This is a genomic window from Flavobacterium saccharophilum, from assembly GCF_900142735.1.
GTDB classification, from domain to species: Bacteria; Bacteroidota; Bacteroidia; order Flavobacteriales; family Flavobacteriaceae; genus Flavobacterium; species Flavobacterium saccharophilum.
The window spans coordinates 844673-862297 of record NZ_FRBY01000001.1 but is presented as its reverse complement, the minus strand read 5'-3'; the positions used below and the strand labels follow the sequence as shown (position 1 = coordinate 862297).

Below are 17625 nucleotides of genomic sequence, written 5' to 3'. Positions count from 1 at the left end.
AAAAACCATCGCTATGGCTTACTATAGCAATGGTTAAATTTATAAAACAATTAAATGAAACCAATTTCAAAATTTATACTTATTCTATTTTTCTATTATTCCAATATTTACTCACAAAAAGGAATTATTAGATACGGCTATATTGAAGCGCTTCAAATTGGCAATAGTAGCGGTTATGACTATAATGCCTATTTAATCTTTGATAAAAATCAATCTTACTATGTTACAGCAAAAGATAGTTTAGAAAGAACCGAAAAGACTAATGAGCAAAAAACGTTAACAAATGAAAAAAATAATACAACATTAATCCACTTAGGTGCAAAAACAAGTAAATCTGGAGATCAGGTTACTCAAAATATCCAAAAAAAGACTACATGGTCAAGTCTTTATTGCAGGAAAATTTATTATACCAAAGAAATTACTCCAAAGATCGAGTGGAAATTAAGTAATGACACCAAACTAATAGGTAAATTTATCTGTAAAAAAGCTACTACTTTTTTTCGAGGAAGACAATATACTGCTTGGTTTACACCTGAAATTCCTGTCCCTTTCGGCCCATGGAAATTGCAAGGTTTACCCGGATTAATTTTAGAAGCATATGATGTAAATAAATATGTGTTTTGGTATTTTAAAACTTCTGAATATCCATCACAAACAAAGGAAACAATTAAATATTTTATGACCTCAGATAATGACATTCTAAATTATAATGAATTTAAAAAAATTCAAACCAGTCAAATTGAAAAAACTACCGACAAGCTCAAGATAGCACAAAAACAATTTCCAGATGTTACGTTCTTTCCGCCAAAATTAAATGATATGTTTATAGAATGTGAGTAATGAAAAAAAAAGTGATCTTATTATTACTATTTTTCCCAATTTTAGTTTTTTCACAAAGTATTAAAATTTCAGGAATTATAAAAGACAATACTAACAACAGAGGCATCGAAAATGTTTCTGTTGTTGTTTTAGATAATTCTGGAAATATACTTTCTTATACTTTCACAAATGAAGGCGGATTTTATGATTTATCATTCGAAAAACCACTTGATCTCTTAATAACTATAGAAGCCTCTAGCTTAGGATTTCTTAAAAAAAATCAAGTGATTAATATTAGTACAAAAACAGAAATAGAGCAATCTTTTCAGTTAGAATCAAAAGAAGAAAATTTGAATGAAGTTGTCATAGAATCGCATAAAAAAATAAAAATTGACAGAGATACCACGACTATAAAAGTGGCTTCCTTTTTAAATCAGACCGAACAGACCGTTGAAGACATTTTAAAAAAACTGCCTGGAATTGAAGTGCAAAAAGACGGTTCAATAAAAGCACACGGAAAATCAATTGACAAATTACTCATTGAAGGAGAAGACTTATTTGATAAAAATTACAAATTACTTTCAAAAAATTTAGATGCCAAAGTATTAGATGCTGTACAAATTATTGATGCTTTTGAAGACAATCCTATTCTAAAAAAAATGAATAATTCAGACAAAGTTGCACTGAATTTAAAATTAAAAAAAGACAAACAAAATATCTGGTTTGGTAATATTACGGCTGGTGCCGGAGTAGTTTCTGAAAACAGATGGAAAGAAAGCATAAATCTTGGGCTTCTGAAAAAGAAGCTCAAACTTTTCTATTTAGCTGATTATAATAATACGGGTGAAAAAGCTTCTTCTTTAATTAAGGAGGCAACTATAAGTACAGACTTTTTTGGTCAAGACCGAATTGAAAAAACAACTAAGAAGCAATACAATATTAACAGCAATGAAAACAGCTCTTTCAGCAAATCACAGAGTATTTTCAATAAGGCATTTTTCAATTCTTTAAGCTTTACTTCAAAAATAAAACCTTCGCTTACTGTTAGAGGTGTTGGATATTTTACAAATGATAATCAGATACAAAATTCATTTTCTGAGACGATTTATAGCATAAATGAAAACCCAATAATAAATACAGAAGCCAATAATTACAATGGAAAAAAAACACTTTCTTCTGGCGAAATTGAGTTAAAATATTTAGGCAATGAAGATAATTACCTAACCAATTTATTCATTTATAAAAACAATCCAAACACCATTAACTCTTATTTATTGTTTAATAATGCAAGAGTTAATCAGGATTCAAAGATTAGTAATCAGACTTTTTATAATCATTTTAATCACAGTTACAGTCTATCAAATAGGACGATTTTAAACAACTATATTTATTTTGGAAATGATGATCTAAATGAAAAAAATAATTTAAAATCTCCTTTCTTAAACGCATTTTTACAAGCAAATCCTGAGGCACAAATAAAGCAAAACAGCTTTAATAAAAATCAATATTACGGCATTAAAACCAAATTGATTACGAGATACAGTAAACTTGAATATATTTTAGCTTTTCAATTAGAAAACAGCAAAGAGTCTATCAATTCTGATTTTTTAATTGATGAAACTCCCGAAGCAACGTATGACGGAAACACGTCTTTAAAACAAATTCTCTTTTCCTTAGAAAACGGAATTCGATACAATTTCAATTCAAAAATAGATTTTACAGCTAATTTAAGTTACGTTCAAAACAGCTTTAAGCGAAATGATTTTAAAGAAAACTATTCTATATTCAACCCGACTTTATCCATTAATTTAAAGAAAACCCAATTTGGGAATTTCAGGCTGTCTTATTCAGAAAACAATTCTTTTCCCGAAATCAATTACCTTACTACCAATTTTCAATTATCTGATTACAAAACATTTGTAAAAGGAAGCAACGTAATAGATTTTCTGAAAAATAAAACAGCATCGTTAACCTACTCCTTATTTAATGATGAAAAAAGATTTTCTATTAATGCAAATTTATACTACGTAAACTCAAAAAAAATAGTAAATACGGATGATCTGATTACGGAGAATTTTAGTTTCAATAATTACATAATAACTAAGGGAGGAGAAAGTTATAATGGAACTTTTAATATTGTCAATTATTTTAGAAAATTAAAATGGGCAACGAAATTAGAAACACGCCAAAACTGGAGCAACAATCCAACAAAAGTTAACAGTCAGGAATTTTCTAACTTAAAAAGTTATAATAGTCAATATACTTTTTCGGCAACCACTTATTATAACATTCCTGTCAATTTTGATTTTGGGTTTAACTATAACTATTATCAAACAAATTTCAACAGCATCATTACGTCGAATGAAACCAAAGATGCTTTCATCAATTGTAATTATAAAATTTCAAAAACCTGGCTCGCTGAATTTAATAGTACTTTTTATGAAATGAATTCAAAAAACTACACTTTCATTAATCTTATAGTTAATTGTACTCCTCTAAAAAGCAGGTTCTCCTATAGATTGTTATTTAACAATATTTCAAATCAAAATGAATTTACACTGGTCACATTAGACAATTATACTTCTTACAAATCAACTATAAGACTTGTTCCAAGATATTTATTAGCAACCGTAAAGTATCGATTTTAAATCTTCTTTTTTTCTTTTCTTTCATAAATTTTCATAAAAATACACTTCTTGGATGTCGTAGTATTTGAATTAAAATTGAACTTACCGATATCCATTCTAAATTGATTTTTTAGCCTTCAAAATCACATTAATTGACAACTTCGTAAATTCTTCCAAAGAACAAAAAATCAACAATTATTACTATTTTTATTCATTTTTTTACATTTTTTTAAACAAAAACCTATATTTCATGTTGATTTTGAGATAAATTTGCAAACTATCAAAATTAAAAGCAATCCAATCAAAATTAGCGAGAAAAAGAAAAACAAAACCAATTTATCGTTCATTTTCCTGCCAAAATTCAACGTATAAATGCCAATAGTAATTTGTATTTTAGTTTGGGTATCGTATATAATGAAATATTGAAATTGACCACTTTGTATCTTTTTTTACTTTTGTTTTGCTATTATCAGGAATTGCTGCGATTATAGAAATTACAATTAAAAAAAATAAAAAATGAGTAAGACATTATTTGACAAAGTATGGGATTCACATGTAGTGCGTAAAATTGAAGATGGACCAGATGTGTTTTTTATTGACCGTCATTTCATTCATGAAGTTACGAGTCCTGTTGCTTTTTTAGGATTAAAAGCCAGAGGCGTTAAGGTTCTTTACCCAGAGCGTACTTTTGCAACTGCAGATCACAATACACCAACCATAAACCAACATTTACCAGTTGAAGATGCACTATCTGCAAATCAGCTTAAAGCGCTTGAAGATAATGCTGCTGAATACGGAATTTCGCACTGGGGATTAGGTCACATTAAAAATGGAATTGTACACGTAGTTGGTCCTGAAAACGGAATTACTTTGCCAGGTGCTACTATTGTTTGTGGAGATTCACACACTTCTACTCACGGTGCTTTTGGCGCTATTGCTTTTGGTATCGGAACTTCTGAGGTTGAGATGGTTCTTTCTACTCAATGTATTATGCAGCCAAAACCAAAGAAAATGCGTATCAACGTAAACGGTCAATTGAGCAAAGGTGTCGGTCCAAAAGACGTTGCACTTTATATTATTGCACAATTAACTACTTCTGGAGGTACAGGTTATTTTGTTGAATATGCCGGAGATGTTTTCGAAAACATGACAATGGAAGGTCGTATGACCGTTTGTAACTTAAGTATCGAAATGGGTGCTCGTGGAGGTATGATCGCTCCTGACCAAACTACTTTTGATTTCCTTGAAGGAAGATTATATGCTCCAAAAGGCGAAGCCTGGACTAAAGCTGTTGAATACTGGAAAACACTAAAAACGGATGCTGATGCTGTTTTTGATGCTGAATTAAACATCAACGCTTCAGACATTGAACCAATGATTACTTATGGTACTAACCCTGGAATGGGAATTGGTATCTCAAAACATATTCCGAATGCCAATCAAGTTGAAGGTGGTGAGGAAACTTATAAAAAATCGCTTGCTTACATGGGTTTCCACGAAGATGATGTGATGATTGGAAAACCAATTGATTATGTTTTCTTAGGAAGTTGTACAAACGGGCGTATTGAAGATTTTAGAGCTTTCGCTGAAATTGTAAAAGGAAGAAAAAAAGCAGATAATGTTACCGCTTGGTTAGTTCCGGGTTCTCACGTTGTTGAGGCTCAAATTAAAGAAGAAGGTATTTTAGATATTTTGACAGAAGCTGGTTTTGTATTACGTCAGCCAGGATGTTCAGCGTGTTTAGCAATGAACGATGATAAAGTTCCAGCTGGAAAATATGCGGTGAGTACATCAAACAGAAACTTTGAAGGTCGTCAGGGTCCTGGTTCAAGAACATTATTAGCAAGTCCAATTATGGCTGCCGCTGCTGCTGTTACAGGAAAATTGACAGATCCGAGAGAATTATTCTAGTCAATGACAATAGCAATAACAATTTCAAAAATTCAATAAAATTGCTTTTAGATTTAACATAGATTCTCATTTTCAGAAAATCTAAAATCTAAAATCCAAAAATCTAAAATTAAAATGGCATACGATAAATTTAATATACTTACTAGTAGTGCTGTGCCACTACCAATTGAGAACGTAGATACAGATCAAATCATCCCGGCTCGTTTCCTTAAAGCTACAAAACGTGAAGGTTTTGGAGACAATCTTTTCAGAGACTGGAGATATAACGGAGATGATACTCCAAAAGCTGATTTCGTTTTAAACGATTCAACTTATAGCGGAAAAATATTAGTTGGAGGAAAAAACTTCGGTTCAGGATCTTCGAGAGAGCATGCTGCATGGGCAGTTTACGATTACGGTTTTAGAGCTGTAGTTTCAAGTTTCTTCGCTGATATCTTTAAAGGAAACTGTTTGAATATTGGTGTTTTGCCAGTTCAGGTTAGCCCAGAATTTGCTGATACGATTTTCAAAGCAATTGAAGCTGATCCTAATACTCAATTAGAAATCAACTTGCCAAACCAAACGATTACTTTATTGGCAACGGGTCAATCAGAATCTTTTGCAATTAACGGATACAAAAAGAACAACATGATCAATGGTTTTGACGACATTGATTATTTACAAAACATTAAGGAAGATATTGTGGCTTTCGCCGATAAACTTCCTTACTAAACACAACCAACTTAAATGCAGTTACGTAAGTTTCAATTCTATAGTTGGGCTTTGTAACTGCTTTTGATTTTAATTTTTGAATTAGAAACTCTTTCTAAAAAATGAATGACAACAACATTGTATTGCCAAAATTTTATTCGGAAATCAAAACTGATTCTGAAAAAATTGCGTTTTCAATGCCGTCAGATTTACAAACAGGAAGTTTTCTTCGAACATTAATCGCAACAAAAAAAGATGGTCACTTTTTAGAATTAGGAACCGGAACCGGATTATCACTTGCGTGGATGATTGAAGGAATGAGTGAAAATTCAAACCTAATTTCAATTGACAATTCAGCAGAATATCAAAACATTGCAAAAAAATATTTCCAGCAATCAAATGTTTCATTCGTTTGTGAAGATGCTGAAAAATGGATTTTAAATTATACAGATTCAAAATTTGATTTGATTTTTGCCGATGCCTGGCCTGGAAAATATGTGGTTTTAGACGAAACTTTAAACTTATTGAATTCAGGTGGAATTTATTTGATTGATGACATGCTTCCACAACCAAACTGGCCAGTAAATCATGACAAAAACGTCGAAAAATTAATTCAGGATTTAGAAAAAAGACAAGACATTCAATTAACAAAAATGTGTTGGTCAACAGGTTTGATTCTAATAACCAAAATATAAGATATTAAGATTACTCATGCTTTCAAAGCAAACAATATTATAATGGAAAAAAGAAAAATTGAAATAATGGATACGACACTTCGTGATGGCGAACAAACCTCAGGAGTATCATTTTCTGCTGCAGAAAAATTAACCATTGCACAATTGTTGTTGGAGGAATTAAATATTGATAGAATCGAAATTGCTTCTGCACGCGTAAGCGAAGGAGAATTTCAAGCCGTAAAAGGTATCACTACCTGGGCTGAAGAAAGAGGATATATAAACAGAATCGAAGTGCTTTCGTTTGTAGATGGCGGAGTTTCAATTGAATGGATGAAAAAAGCCGGTGCCAAAGTGCAGAATTTATTGACCAAAGGCTCAATGAATCACTTAACGCATCAATTAAAAAAAACTCCGGAACAACACTTTTCTGAAATCGCACAAATCATTGCTTTAGCAAAAGAAAACAATATTGAAACCAATGTTTATTTAGAAGATTGGAGCAACGGAATGCGAAATTCTCCAGATTATGTTTTTCAATTTCTGGACTTCTTAGCAACGCAACCCGTTAAAAGAATTTTATTACCCGATACTTTAGGTGTTTTAATTCCGTCCCTGACTTTCGAATTCCTTTCAAAAATCAGAGCGAGATACCCTCAAATTCATTTTGATTTTCACGCACATAACGATTACGATCTAAGTGTAGCCAATGTTATGGAAGCTGTTAAAGCCGGCATAAATGGACTTCACGTAACCGTAAACGGAATGGGAGAACGCGCTGGAAATGCACCGCTCGAGAGTACTGTTGCCGTTATAAATGATTATTTACCAGAAGTTAGTATCAATATCAAAGAAACCTCTTTGTACTCTGTGAGTAAACTGGTAGAAACTTTTACAGGTTATAGAATTCCTGCCAATAAGCCAATTGTCGGTGATAATGTTTTCACGCAAACTGCCGGAATTCACGCTGACGGTGACAATAAAAACAATTTATATTTTAATGATTTGCTTCCGGAACGCTTTGGAAGAAAACGAAAATACGCTTTAGGAAAGACTTCCGGAAAAGCCAACATCGAAAAAAATCTTCAGGAATTGGGTTTAAAATTAAACCAGGAAGATTTGAAATTGGTTACCCAAAGAATCATCGAATTAGGTGATAAAAAAGAAACCGTTACCAAAGAAGATTTGCCATACATTATTTCTGATGTTTTGGACAGTCATACTTATCAGGATAAAATTACTATTGAATCGTATGTATTAATGCATTCAAAAGGGATGCGTCCCTCAACAACTTTACTTCTCAAAATTGATGACGAAATCATTGAAGAAAGTGCTCAGGGCGATGGTCAGTTTGACGCTTTTATGAATGCGCTTGGCAAAATTTACAAAAGCAAAAAACTAACGCTTCCAAAATTAATTGATTATGCAGTGCGAATTCCACCAGGGAGTAGTTCTGACGCTTTATGCGAAACCATCATCACCTGGGTAAACAACGAAAAAGAATTTAAAACAAGAGGATTAGATTCAGATCAAACTGTTGCAGCGATTATTGCAACGCAAAAGATGTTGAATGTAATTGCTTAATATAAGGGGCAAAGGCTCAGAGGAACAAAGGAACAAAGGCTCAAAAATAGAGTTTACATCCCAACACCTCTGGACCTTTGTTCCTCTGAACCTTTGAACCTTAAATAACACACATAGAATGAAATTAAACATAGCCCTTTTAGCCGGTGACGGAATCGGACCAGAAGTAATTAATGAAGCTGTAAAAGTATCTGATGCTATTGCAAAAAAATTCAATCACGAAATAACGTGGACACCAGCTTTAACTGGAGCTTGTGCAATTGATGCAGTTGGAGTTCCTTATCCTGATGAGACTCACGAAGTTTGTATGGCTGCCGATGCTGTTTTGTTTGGAGCAATTGGTCACCCAAAATACGATAACGATCCAAGTGCGCCAGTTCGTCCGGAGCAGGGATTGTTATTGATGCGTAAAAAATTAGGATTGTTCGCTAACGTACGCCCAACTTTTACTTTCCCTTCTTTAATTGATAATTCTCCTTTAAAAAGAGAAAGAATCGAAGGAACTGATTTGGTTTTCTTAAGAGAATTAACTGGCGGAATCTACTTTGGAGAAAAAGGAAGGAAAGACAACGGAGAAACTGCTTTTGACAACTGTGTTTACACAAGAGCTGAAGTTCAGCGTTTGGCTAAAAAAGGTTTTGAATTGGCAATGACTCGTAGCAAAAAATTGTGTTGTGTCGATAAAGCAAACGTTTTGGAAACTTCACGTTTATGGAGAGAAACAGTTCAGGCAATGGAAAAAGATTATCCTGAAGTTACGGTTTCATATGAATTTGTTGATGCTGTTGCAATGCGTTTGGTTCAATGGCCAAACTCTTACGATGTATTGATTACGGAGAATTTATTTGGAGATATTTTGACTGACGAAGCTTCTGTAATTTCAGGCTCAATGGGATTAATGCCTTCTGCTTCTGTTGGAGAACACACTTCATTATACGAACCAATCCACGGATCTTATCCTCAGGCAACTGGATTAAATATTGCTAATCCGTTAGCAACTATTTTATCTGCAGCAATGATGTTCGAAGATGCCTTCGGATTAAAAGACGAGGCAGAAGCAATTAGAGCGGTTGTAAACAAATCATTAGAACAAGGAATTGTTACTGAAGATTTAGCTGCAAAAGGAACTAAAGCATACAAAACCAGCGAAGTTGGAGACTGGCTTGTAGCGAATCTATAGTTTTATTTGTTTCAGGTTTCAAGTTTCAAGTTATTGTTGAAACTTGAAACAATTTTAAACAAAAAAAAGGGATCAACTTTCGTTGATCCCTTTTTTTTGTTTTAATAATTGATTCTCTTTTAGCAAGGAACTTATCAGTTTTTTATTCTGATAATTTTCATCGATAATTTTTTTTATATCAAAAATTATCTTTTCAGAACTAAAGACCTTATTATCGAGATTATCAGTTAATTTCCAATCATCTGCACTTTCTACTTTCATAATAAAATATTCAAAATCTTTCTGAAAATAATTGCAAATTTCATTCATTAGTAAAAAATCAATTTTTCTGGTTTTTCCATTTTCAATTTTTGAAAGCTCACTTTGCGAAATTTTCAACTCATAAGCCAGCGTAGGTTGTGTAACATTTTTCTCCTCCCGGAGCTTTTTAATTTTAAATCCTATTGACATAAAAGGGGCTTTTTATTATTAATAGTCAAGAACGAATATTCTTTATTCCTGTAGGAATATGATGTAAAAATAATAATTATAATCTTTGGTTTACAATTTAATTAACCCTAATTTTAAAACTTTTTCTATGAAAAAATTATTTTTTAGTGCAATTGCACTTGTGGCTTTTAGTGTTGTTTCAACTGCAAAGAATGTTGAAGAAAAAAAAGCAGAAACTAAGGAATTTAAAGAGACAGTGCGCATTGAAGATGACAACCAAAGAACACCTTGTGATGCAGGTTGGATTCAAGCCTACGAAAATGCAGGTGGTGGAGCTGCAGGCTGGGCTGCAGGTGATGCATGGGCAAGTGCCCACAACTGTTAATTTTACAATAATCAACTTCCAGACATAGTTCTGGAAGTTTTTACTTTATATATGAAAAAATATATTTTACTAATTACCATTTTAATTACAAATTTCAGCATTGGACAAATAAAAAACGGCTCTGTACAATATGGAAAAGTTACAAGTAAAAATGTAGAAGGAAACAAAGAAATGGTCGATTTTTTCTCTAAACTTTTAAAAGAGGCAGATAAGATTGAGTACACTCTGAATTTTAATCAAAAAGAAGCATATTTCTTTGCAAACAGTACGTTATTAGAACCGGCAGTTGACTTCAATTTAGCGGCAACTCTTGGAAGAGGTATTTTAAAATATTACCAAAATGACGAAACTAAAGAATTTCGTAATTATGCAGATAATAAAAGAACAGGTACAGTCATTTTTAATTTAAAACAAAAATACGATTGGACTATGTTTAATGAGAGCAAAATAATTGACGGGTATACCTGCTATAAAGCGACAACACCTTATTATCAAGATGGCGAAAAAAAAGAGAGCATCATTTTTACCGCATGGTATACTCCAGAAATACCAGTTTCATATGGTCCAATTGGTTTTGGCGGACTTCCTGGTTTAATAATGGAATTGCAGACAGATAAAAGTGTATTTTATGTTAAAACAATCAATCTGTCGACAGAACCATCAATAAAAATTGACAAACTTCTTTCTCCAAAAGCAGTTTCTTTTGAAAAATATAATGAAATGCTTTATAGTAGTATTTCTGAAGAAAGAAAAACAGAAATTAAGACATCCAATTCCAAAATCAAATAAATTATTACTTGATGAAAAAGTACATCTTAATAATTTTACTATTTATTACCTCAAATGGTATCGGACAAATAAAATACGGCACAATACAATACGGAAAAATCACTAACAAAGAGATCAATTTGTCAAAAAATTCACCTGTTTATAAAGATGTTACCGACTGGGTTACAAAACTTAATACAGAAGCAGATAAAGTAGAATATACCTTAAATTTCACAAGTGAAGAAGCCTATTTTTTTGCAAATACTATTTTAATTGATAATGATGGCATTGGTTTTTCATTAGCGGCTACGGTAGGGCGAGGAAAATTAAAATATTACCAAAATAAAACTACTAATGAAAATCGAGAATATAGAGACACTCAACGAACAGGGAAAGTCATTATACAAAATGAAACTGAACAAGTCTGGACCATATTAAATGAATCCAAAAAAATAGAAGGCTATACTTGCTTTAAAGCAACTACCCCTTTTTTGACAGATGAAGATGGCAAGAAAAAAGAAAATATATTTTTTACAGCTTGGTTTTCACCACAAATTCCTTTCTCTTTTGGACCTCTAGGTTACGGAGGTTTACCCGGTTTAATTCTTGAATTACAAACTGACAAGGCTGCTTTCTTTGTAAAAAAAATCAATTTATCTCTCGACAAAACTCCAGAAATAGACAAATTAACATCTCCAAAAGCAATTACCGCAGAAACCTATTTACAAATGATAAGGGGAACTTATTCAAAAGAACAATTACAGGGAATACAAGAATTAGAATCTAAATAAAAATGGTTTTTAAAATAGGCTTACAGCAAATAACATTGCTAATAGTAATGTTATTTGCTTCTTTTTTTTCATACTCACAGACCAAAACTATTTCGGGTATCGTTTCTGATACAATAAATACTCCTCTTGAAAACGCCAATATTATAGCCAAACCCTCCCAAACTAATCAGCAACTTAAGTTTTCGATTACGGACAACAAAGGAAGATTTAGATTAGAATTAGACAGCTCCGCTAAATATGAAATTGTTGTTTCTTATATTGGTTTTGTAGATCAAGTTTTAGTTATAGAACCCAATTCTACCATCACATCTCATGATTTTAAACTCAAATCAACAGGTGAAAAACTCAAAGAAATAGTTATCAAGCAAGAATTTAAAGCCGTTATTATTAAAAAAGACACTATGACATTTAACGTCAAAAGTTTTGCAAATGGTAATGAACGGAAAATGAAAGAAATTTTGGAAAAACTTCCTGGTGTAGAAGTAGAAAAAAATGGCAATGTTACTGTACAGGGCAAAAAAGTGACTAAAATGCTGGTCGAAGGAAAATCTTTTTTCGGAGGAGGAACAAAACTCGCAGTTGAAAATATTCCAGCGGATGCTTTGGATAAAATAGAAGTCATTGATCATTTTAATGATGTTGGCTTTATGAAAAAGGTTTCTGACAGTGATGACTTAGTGATGAACGTAAAATTAAAAGAGGATAAGAAAAAATTCATTTTTGGTGATGTTCAGGCTGGAATTGAAGTAGCAAACGACAATGGTTTTTACCTTGCCCATGCCGGAATCTTCTACTATAGCCCAAAAACGAATATTAGTTATATTGGCGACAGCAATAATATTGGTAAAAGTACTTTTACATTTGAGGACTTAATGCAATTTGAAGGCGGAGCAAGCAGTTTTTTATCCGGGAGAAAATCACTTACCAATTTATACACTCTTACAGATGATAACACGGATGTTGTATTAAGCAAATCACAATTTAGCGCCATTAATTTCAGTCATGATGTCTCACCAAAACTCTCTCTATCCGGTTATGCTATTTTTTCTAAAATAATAACCAGATCCCATACTGAAAGCAGAAATGAATATTTACAAAATGCTTTACTTACTTTTGAAAACCAATCTGAAGTAAATCAAAATAATGGTCTTTTAGGAATTGGTAATATAAAATTAGATTACAGCCCGACTGATAAAGAAAAATGGTATTACAATTCGCAATATCAATCCAGCAATAATGATATAAACAACACTATAAATTCAGTAACAGACACAAACAGTAGCCTATTCGAAACCATTAACAAAGCAGATAATTTCTCGTTTAAAAATTATATAGAATGGCACAAAGAATACAATCAAAATCATAGCTCGACTTTTGTAATAAATCAGGCTTATGAGGTAAATTCTCCTACAAATCATTTATTAAGCAATGCCCCTTTTTTAGAAAATTTAATTCCGTTTGAAGAAGACAATCTCTATATCATTAATCAGGTAAAAAGAATTAATAATAATTCTGTCGATGCACTTTTTAAACATTACTGGATTCTCAACAACTTTAATCACTTGTATATAAATTTGGGAAACAATTACGAAACCTCCCATTTAACTAGTAATGAAAACCAATTGCTTACCGATGGAACTATAAATAATTTAGAAAATGCGGGTTTTAGCAATAATATCAAATACAATTTAAATGATTCTTATGTTGGTTTAGAATATAAATTTAAAATAGGAGGGTGGACTAACAAACCCGGTCTTTATATTCATCGATATCATTTAGTGACCCGCCAGGATTTAACGAACACCTTAAACAAAACTCTTCTTCAGCCTCAATGGACCAGTGATTATGAATTCAATCAGTCTGAAAATATCAAGTTTGAATATTTATTATCCAACAAATTTCCAGATGTTAATCAATACGCAAACGGATATACATTAAAAAGTTACAATTCGATTTTTAAAGGAAATGCATTGTTAGAAAATGAGCGATATCACTTGGCTTATTTACGATATTCAAAAGTTAATATGTATCGCGGTATTATGATAAACGCTATGATTAACTTTAATAAAAAGATAAAAACAATACGAAATGAAGTTCTACTAAACGGAATTAATCAGCTTTACAGCCCGATTCTTACAGATAATCCAGAAACAAATTGGCGTATAAACGGAGCTGTTAGCAAAAAGATTTACAAATTCAATTTAAAATTGAACACCAATTTAACCTGGTTTAATTATACGCAAAAATTAAATACAGTTACATCGGTGAACAGTCGAAATACACAAGAAATTGGAATTTTGCTTAAAACTGCCAATAAAAAATGGCCTGATTTAAGTATTGGATACACTAAAGGTTTTAGCAGTTTTGAAGGAATAACTACATCTAAATATCAAAATGACATGATCAATTCTGATCTAGAAATTGCCCTCTTCAAATCCTGGATTTTCAAATTTGATTATGAGTATTTACAAAACACGAATAATGATGATCAAAAAAATTACTCGGATATCGCAAATACTTCTCTTCGTTATCAAAAGAAAAACAGCCCTATTACTTTTGAAGTTTCTATAAATAATCTTTTCAATGTTAAAAATAAAAATAGTTACACATTCTCAGATTATATAATTAGTCAACAAGCAACCTACATTTTACCACGCGTAATTTTATTTTCTATAAATTATAAATTGTAAAAAGCTATAATTTTACTGCAATCAAGAACAATGAACTCTGAAAATAATTTCACACCACAAAAAAAAGGGATCAACTTTCGTTGATCCCTTTTATATATTTAGAAAAAAATATTAATATCCTCCTCTACCACCACGGTCATTTCCACCACGGTTGTTTCCTCCACCATAACCTCCGCGTGAATCTCCACCACGACTGTTATTATTGAAGCTTCTTCTTTCACCTTCAGGTTTCGGTTCAGATTTATTAACCACAATTGCACGACCTTGAACAGTAGCTCCGTTCAATTCATCAATTGCTTTTTGAGCTTCAGCATCGTTTGGCATCTCAACAAAACCAAAACCTTTGCTTCTTCCTGTAAATTTATCAGTAATGATTTTAACTGAATCTACTGCTCCGTAAGCCTCGAAAGACTCTCTTAAATCTGCTTCCTCAATACTGAATGGAAGGCTTCCAACAAAAATGTTCATATGTACTTATTTATAATAATGTAGCAAATGTAGTCTTATTTTTCTCTAATCTACTATATATTAGTTTATTTATGTTTTTATTTTGATTTAAAAAAGCAGAAACCAGCAAAATCAAACGATTGTTAATTAAATATTTTAATTCTTCAGATTTGGAGTAATCGGAATTTTATAAAAAACACCTTCTTTGAAATTTAAACTTGGCTTTTCGAGATCTTCCTCGTTTACATTTGGTGCAGTAAATTTAAATGTTCCTGAAATAGTATTATTTTCCGCATCAAAATCTGTAATAACAATCTGCCCGCTACCTTTATTGGTTCCGGTGGTAAACTCAGGTTCATCAACCGAAAACAAATTCGAATACGATGCTACGGTGATATCATCAATACCTAGAACATACGTTTTTGGTGTTGTAGAAGAAACTTTAAGAATTACGACATCAGTCCCTAAACTGCCTTCAATTTGCAAAACTTTATTTGCATCAGTAGTAGCTGAATAACTTTGAGCTCTCCAAAAAACATTATCTTTCAAACCCTGAAAGGCAGGATTATTGAATTTTATATCTTCAGTACAAGATGTAAGTATAAAAAGAAGTGATAAAAAATAAAAGATTTTTTTCATATAGAATGAATTTGCTGCAAAAGTACCTTATTTGAAATAAATATTTAAAAATTGAATCCTAAAACCCTGTAAAAATGATAAAAACTCACCTTAAATATATTTAATACTGTTTGGAACGCATAATTCATAAAAAAATTATATCTTTGCGCCCTTAATTAACAGAGGTCGAGTACCTCAAAATTTAATCATAAGATTATGTCAGTAAAAATTAGATTACAAAGACACGGTAAAAAAGGAAAACCTTTTTACTGGGTTGTAGCTGCAGATGCACGCTCAAAAAGAGATGGTAAATACTTAGAGAAAATCGGTACTTACAATCCAAACACTAACCCTGCAACTGTTGAATTAAACCTTGACAGCGCTGTAAAATGGTTACACAATGGTGCACAACCAACTGATACTGCCAGAGCAATTCTTTCTTACAAAGGTGCTTTATTGAAACACCACCTTGATGGAGGTATTCGTAAAGGTGCTTTAACTCAAGAGCAAGCTGATGCTAAATTAGCTGCTTGGTTAGAAGCTAAAGCTGGAAAAGTTGATGCTAAAAAAGACGGTTTAACAAAAGCGCAAGCTGATGCTAAAGCTAAAGCTTTTAAAGCAGAACAAGAAGTTAATGCTAAACGTTTAGCTGCTGCAGCTCAGGCTGAAGCTGATGCTATCGCTGCTGCAACTCCTGCAGTTGAAGAAGAAGTTGCTGAAGTAGAAGCAGAAGCTGCTACTGAAGAAGCTCCTGCTGCTGAAGAAAATAACGAAACAACTGAAGCATAATTTTAGCTAGCGAGAATGCGTAAAGAAGAATGTTTTTATTTAGGTAAAATCGCTAAAAAATTTAGTTTCAAAGGTGAAGTTCTGGCTTATTTAGACACGGACGAACCTGAGTTATACGAAAATCTGGAATCAGTGTTTGTTGAATGCAACAAACACTTGGTTCCTTTTTTTATTGAAAAAAGTTCTTTGCACAAAAATGATTTTCTTAGAATTCGTTTTGAAGATATGAATACCGAAGAAGATGCAGATGCTATTATGGGCAATGCTATTTATCTTCCTTTAAGTATGTTGCCAAAACTTTCCGGCAACAAATTTTATTTCCACGAAGTTATTGGTTTTGAAATTGAAGACCAGCGTTTAGGCGTTTTTGGAAAAATAGTCGCTGTAAACGATACTACAGCACAACCTCTTTTTGAAGTTTTAAATGGCGAAGTCGAAATGTTAATTCCGATGATCGATCATTTTCTTGTAAAAATTGACCGCGAGAATAAAAAAGTTATTATGAACTTGCCAGAAGGGCTTGTTGAAATGTACTTGTAAAGGAAAATTCCAATTTTTTTAAATTCCAAATTCTAATCTAACAGAAGTAAATTCCAATTTTTTAAATTCCAAATTTCAACCAAATTAGAGAAATTCAAAAAAAAGGAAATTCCAAATCCCAATAATAGAATTGAACTTCAATTTTATAAATGATCTTTTTACTAAAAAATAATTTGAAAGAAAAATCTTACTTAAAAATAAATTCTTATTTTTGAACTCCACTTATTGGAATTTAAAAAATTGGAATTTTATCATGACCAAACCTTATGATTTAGAGGAAAGGACTTTCCTCGTTGCAAAAGAATGTAGAATTTATATCAGATCATTAGCAAAAACTACGTCCAATATTGAAGATGGAAAACAATTAGTAAGATCTTCAGGCTCAGTTGGCGCTAATTATATTGAAGCGAATGAAAAGCTTGGAGATAAAGATTTAATATTTAGACTTAAAATTTCCAGAAAAGAAGCTAAAGAATCTAAGTTTTGGTTGAGATTACTTCACGAATTAAATCCTGATCATAAAATACTTTCAGATCCTTTATTATTCGAAATAGAAGAATTACGAAAAATTTTATCAGCGATAATCAGCAAAACTTCAAAATAAATATTAAGATTTTAATCTTACTTTTGCAACTCAAAATTACTCCGTTTTACATTAGAATTTGGAATTTCTTTGTTGGAAT

At 31.8% G+C, this 17625-nt stretch carries 17 protein-coding genes; 14 read left to right on the top strand and 3 right to left on the bottom strand.

Annotated features, from left to right (window positions below):
• The first annotated feature begins 54 nt into the window (after positions 1 to 54).
• From BUA98_RS03615 to leuB, 7 genes are all read left to right on the top strand, one after another.
• Positions 55 to 840, top strand: a complete 786-nt coding sequence (locus BUA98_RS03615; RefSeq protein WP_072970254.1) for a GLPGLI family protein — start codon at positions 55 to 57, stop codon at positions 838 to 840.
• Positions 840 to 3467, top strand: coding sequence for a TonB-dependent receptor (locus BUA98_RS03610; protein ID WP_072970253.1), 2628 nt, complete (start codon positions 840 to 842; stop codon positions 3465 to 3467). The genes BUA98_RS03615 and BUA98_RS03610 overlap by 1 nt, the downstream gene beginning before the upstream one ends.
• 495 nt (positions 3468 to 3962) lie before the next feature.
• Complete coding sequence (leuC, locus tag BUA98_RS03605; protein ID WP_072970252.1) at positions 3963 to 5357, top strand: 3-isopropylmalate dehydratase large subunit; 1395 nt, start codon at positions 3963 to 3965, stop codon at positions 5355 to 5357.
• Between the two features lie 114 nt (positions 5358 to 5471).
• The gene (gene leuD / locus BUA98_RS03600) at positions 5472 to 6068 is read left to right on the top strand and encodes a 3-isopropylmalate dehydratase small subunit (RefSeq protein ID WP_007809710.1); all 597 of its coding nucleotides are present in this window, start codon (positions 5472 to 5474) and stop codon (positions 6066 to 6068) included.
• Positions 6069 to 6169: 101 nt separating this feature from the next.
• A complete protein-coding gene (locus BUA98_RS03595; protein ID WP_072970251.1) occupies positions 6170 to 6742 on the top strand; it encodes an O-methyltransferase in 573 nt (190 codons plus the stop codon).
• Between the two features lie 42 nt (positions 6743 to 6784).
• Positions 6785 to 8305, top strand: coding sequence for an alpha-isopropylmalate synthase regulatory domain-containing protein (locus tag BUA98_RS03590; protein WP_072970250.1), 1521 nt, complete (start codon positions 6785 to 6787; stop codon positions 8303 to 8305).
• A gap of 118 nt (positions 8306 to 8423) precedes the next feature.
• The gene (leuB, locus tag BUA98_RS03585; protein WP_072970249.1) at positions 8424 to 9485 is read left to right on the top strand and encodes a 3-isopropylmalate dehydrogenase; all 1062 of its coding nucleotides are present in this window, start codon (positions 8424 to 8426) and stop codon (positions 9483 to 9485) included.
• Positions 9486 to 9557: 72 nt separating this feature from the next.
• Here leuB and BUA98_RS03580 read toward each other — a convergent pair whose 3' ends face one another.
• A complete protein-coding gene (locus tag BUA98_RS03580; RefSeq protein ID WP_072970248.1) occupies positions 9558 to 9935 on the bottom strand; it encodes a helix-turn-helix domain-containing protein in 378 nt (125 codons plus the stop codon).
• A gap of 127 nt (positions 9936 to 10062) precedes the next feature.
• Here BUA98_RS03580 and BUA98_RS03575 point away from each other — a divergent pair, with 127 nt between their 5' ends.
• From BUA98_RS03575 to BUA98_RS03560, 4 genes are read left to right on the top strand one after another with little or no spacing between them, the layout of a single operon-like run.
• Entirely contained in the window at positions 10063 to 10299 is a 237-nt protein-coding gene (locus BUA98_RS03575; protein WP_072970247.1) for a hypothetical protein, read from the top strand.
• A 51-nt stretch (positions 10300 to 10350) separates the two neighbouring features.
• The gene (locus BUA98_RS03570; protein ID WP_072970246.1) at positions 10351 to 11088 is read left to right on the top strand and encodes a GLPGLI family protein; all 738 of its coding nucleotides are present in this window, start codon (positions 10351 to 10353) and stop codon (positions 11086 to 11088) included.
• 11 nt (positions 11089 to 11099) lie between these two features.
• Positions 11100 to 11858, top strand: a complete 759-nt coding sequence (locus BUA98_RS03565) for a GLPGLI family protein (protein WP_072970245.1) — start codon at positions 11100 to 11102, stop codon at positions 11856 to 11858.
• Between the two features lie 2 nt (positions 11859 to 11860).
• Positions 11861 to 14548 (top strand): carboxypeptidase-like regulatory domain-containing protein, encoded by a 2688-nt coding sequence (locus tag BUA98_RS03560; RefSeq protein WP_072970244.1) that lies wholly within the window; start codon positions 11861 to 11863, stop codon positions 14546 to 14548.
• 111 nt (positions 14549 to 14659) lie between these two features.
• Here BUA98_RS03560 and BUA98_RS03555 read toward each other — a convergent pair whose 3' ends face one another.
• Positions 14660 to 15016, bottom strand: a complete 357-nt coding sequence (locus BUA98_RS03555) for an RNA recognition motif domain-containing protein (protein WP_072970243.1) — start codon at positions 15014 to 15016, stop codon at positions 14660 to 14662.
• 135 nt (positions 15017 to 15151) lie between these two features.
• The gene (locus tag BUA98_RS03550; RefSeq protein WP_072970242.1) at positions 15152 to 15634 is read right to left on the bottom strand and encodes a DUF6252 domain-containing protein; all 483 of its coding nucleotides are present in this window, start codon (positions 15632 to 15634) and stop codon (positions 15152 to 15154) included.
• A 195-nt stretch (positions 15635 to 15829) separates the two neighbouring features.
• On the opposite strand from BUA98_RS03550, the gene BUA98_RS03545 reads away from it, so the two are divergent.
• The 3 genes from BUA98_RS03545 to BUA98_RS03535 all read left to right on the top strand — a co-directional run bounded on the left by BUA98_RS03545 (position 15830) and on the right by BUA98_RS03535 (position 17546).
• Positions 15830 to 16402 (top strand): 30S ribosomal protein S16, encoded by a 573-nt coding sequence (locus BUA98_RS03545; RefSeq protein ID WP_072970241.1) that lies wholly within the window; start codon positions 15830 to 15832, stop codon positions 16400 to 16402.
• 15 nt (positions 16403 to 16417) lie between these two features.
• Complete coding sequence (gene rimM, locus BUA98_RS03540; protein WP_026982649.1) at positions 16418 to 16942, top strand: ribosome maturation factor RimM; 525 nt, start codon at positions 16418 to 16420, stop codon at positions 16940 to 16942.
• 253 nt (positions 16943 to 17195) lie between these two features.
• On the top strand, positions 17196 to 17546 hold the full coding sequence (locus BUA98_RS03535) for a four helix bundle protein (protein ID WP_072970594.1): 351 nt from the start codon (positions 17196 to 17198) through the stop codon (positions 17544 to 17546).
• Positions 17547 to 17625: the final 79 nt, after the last annotated feature.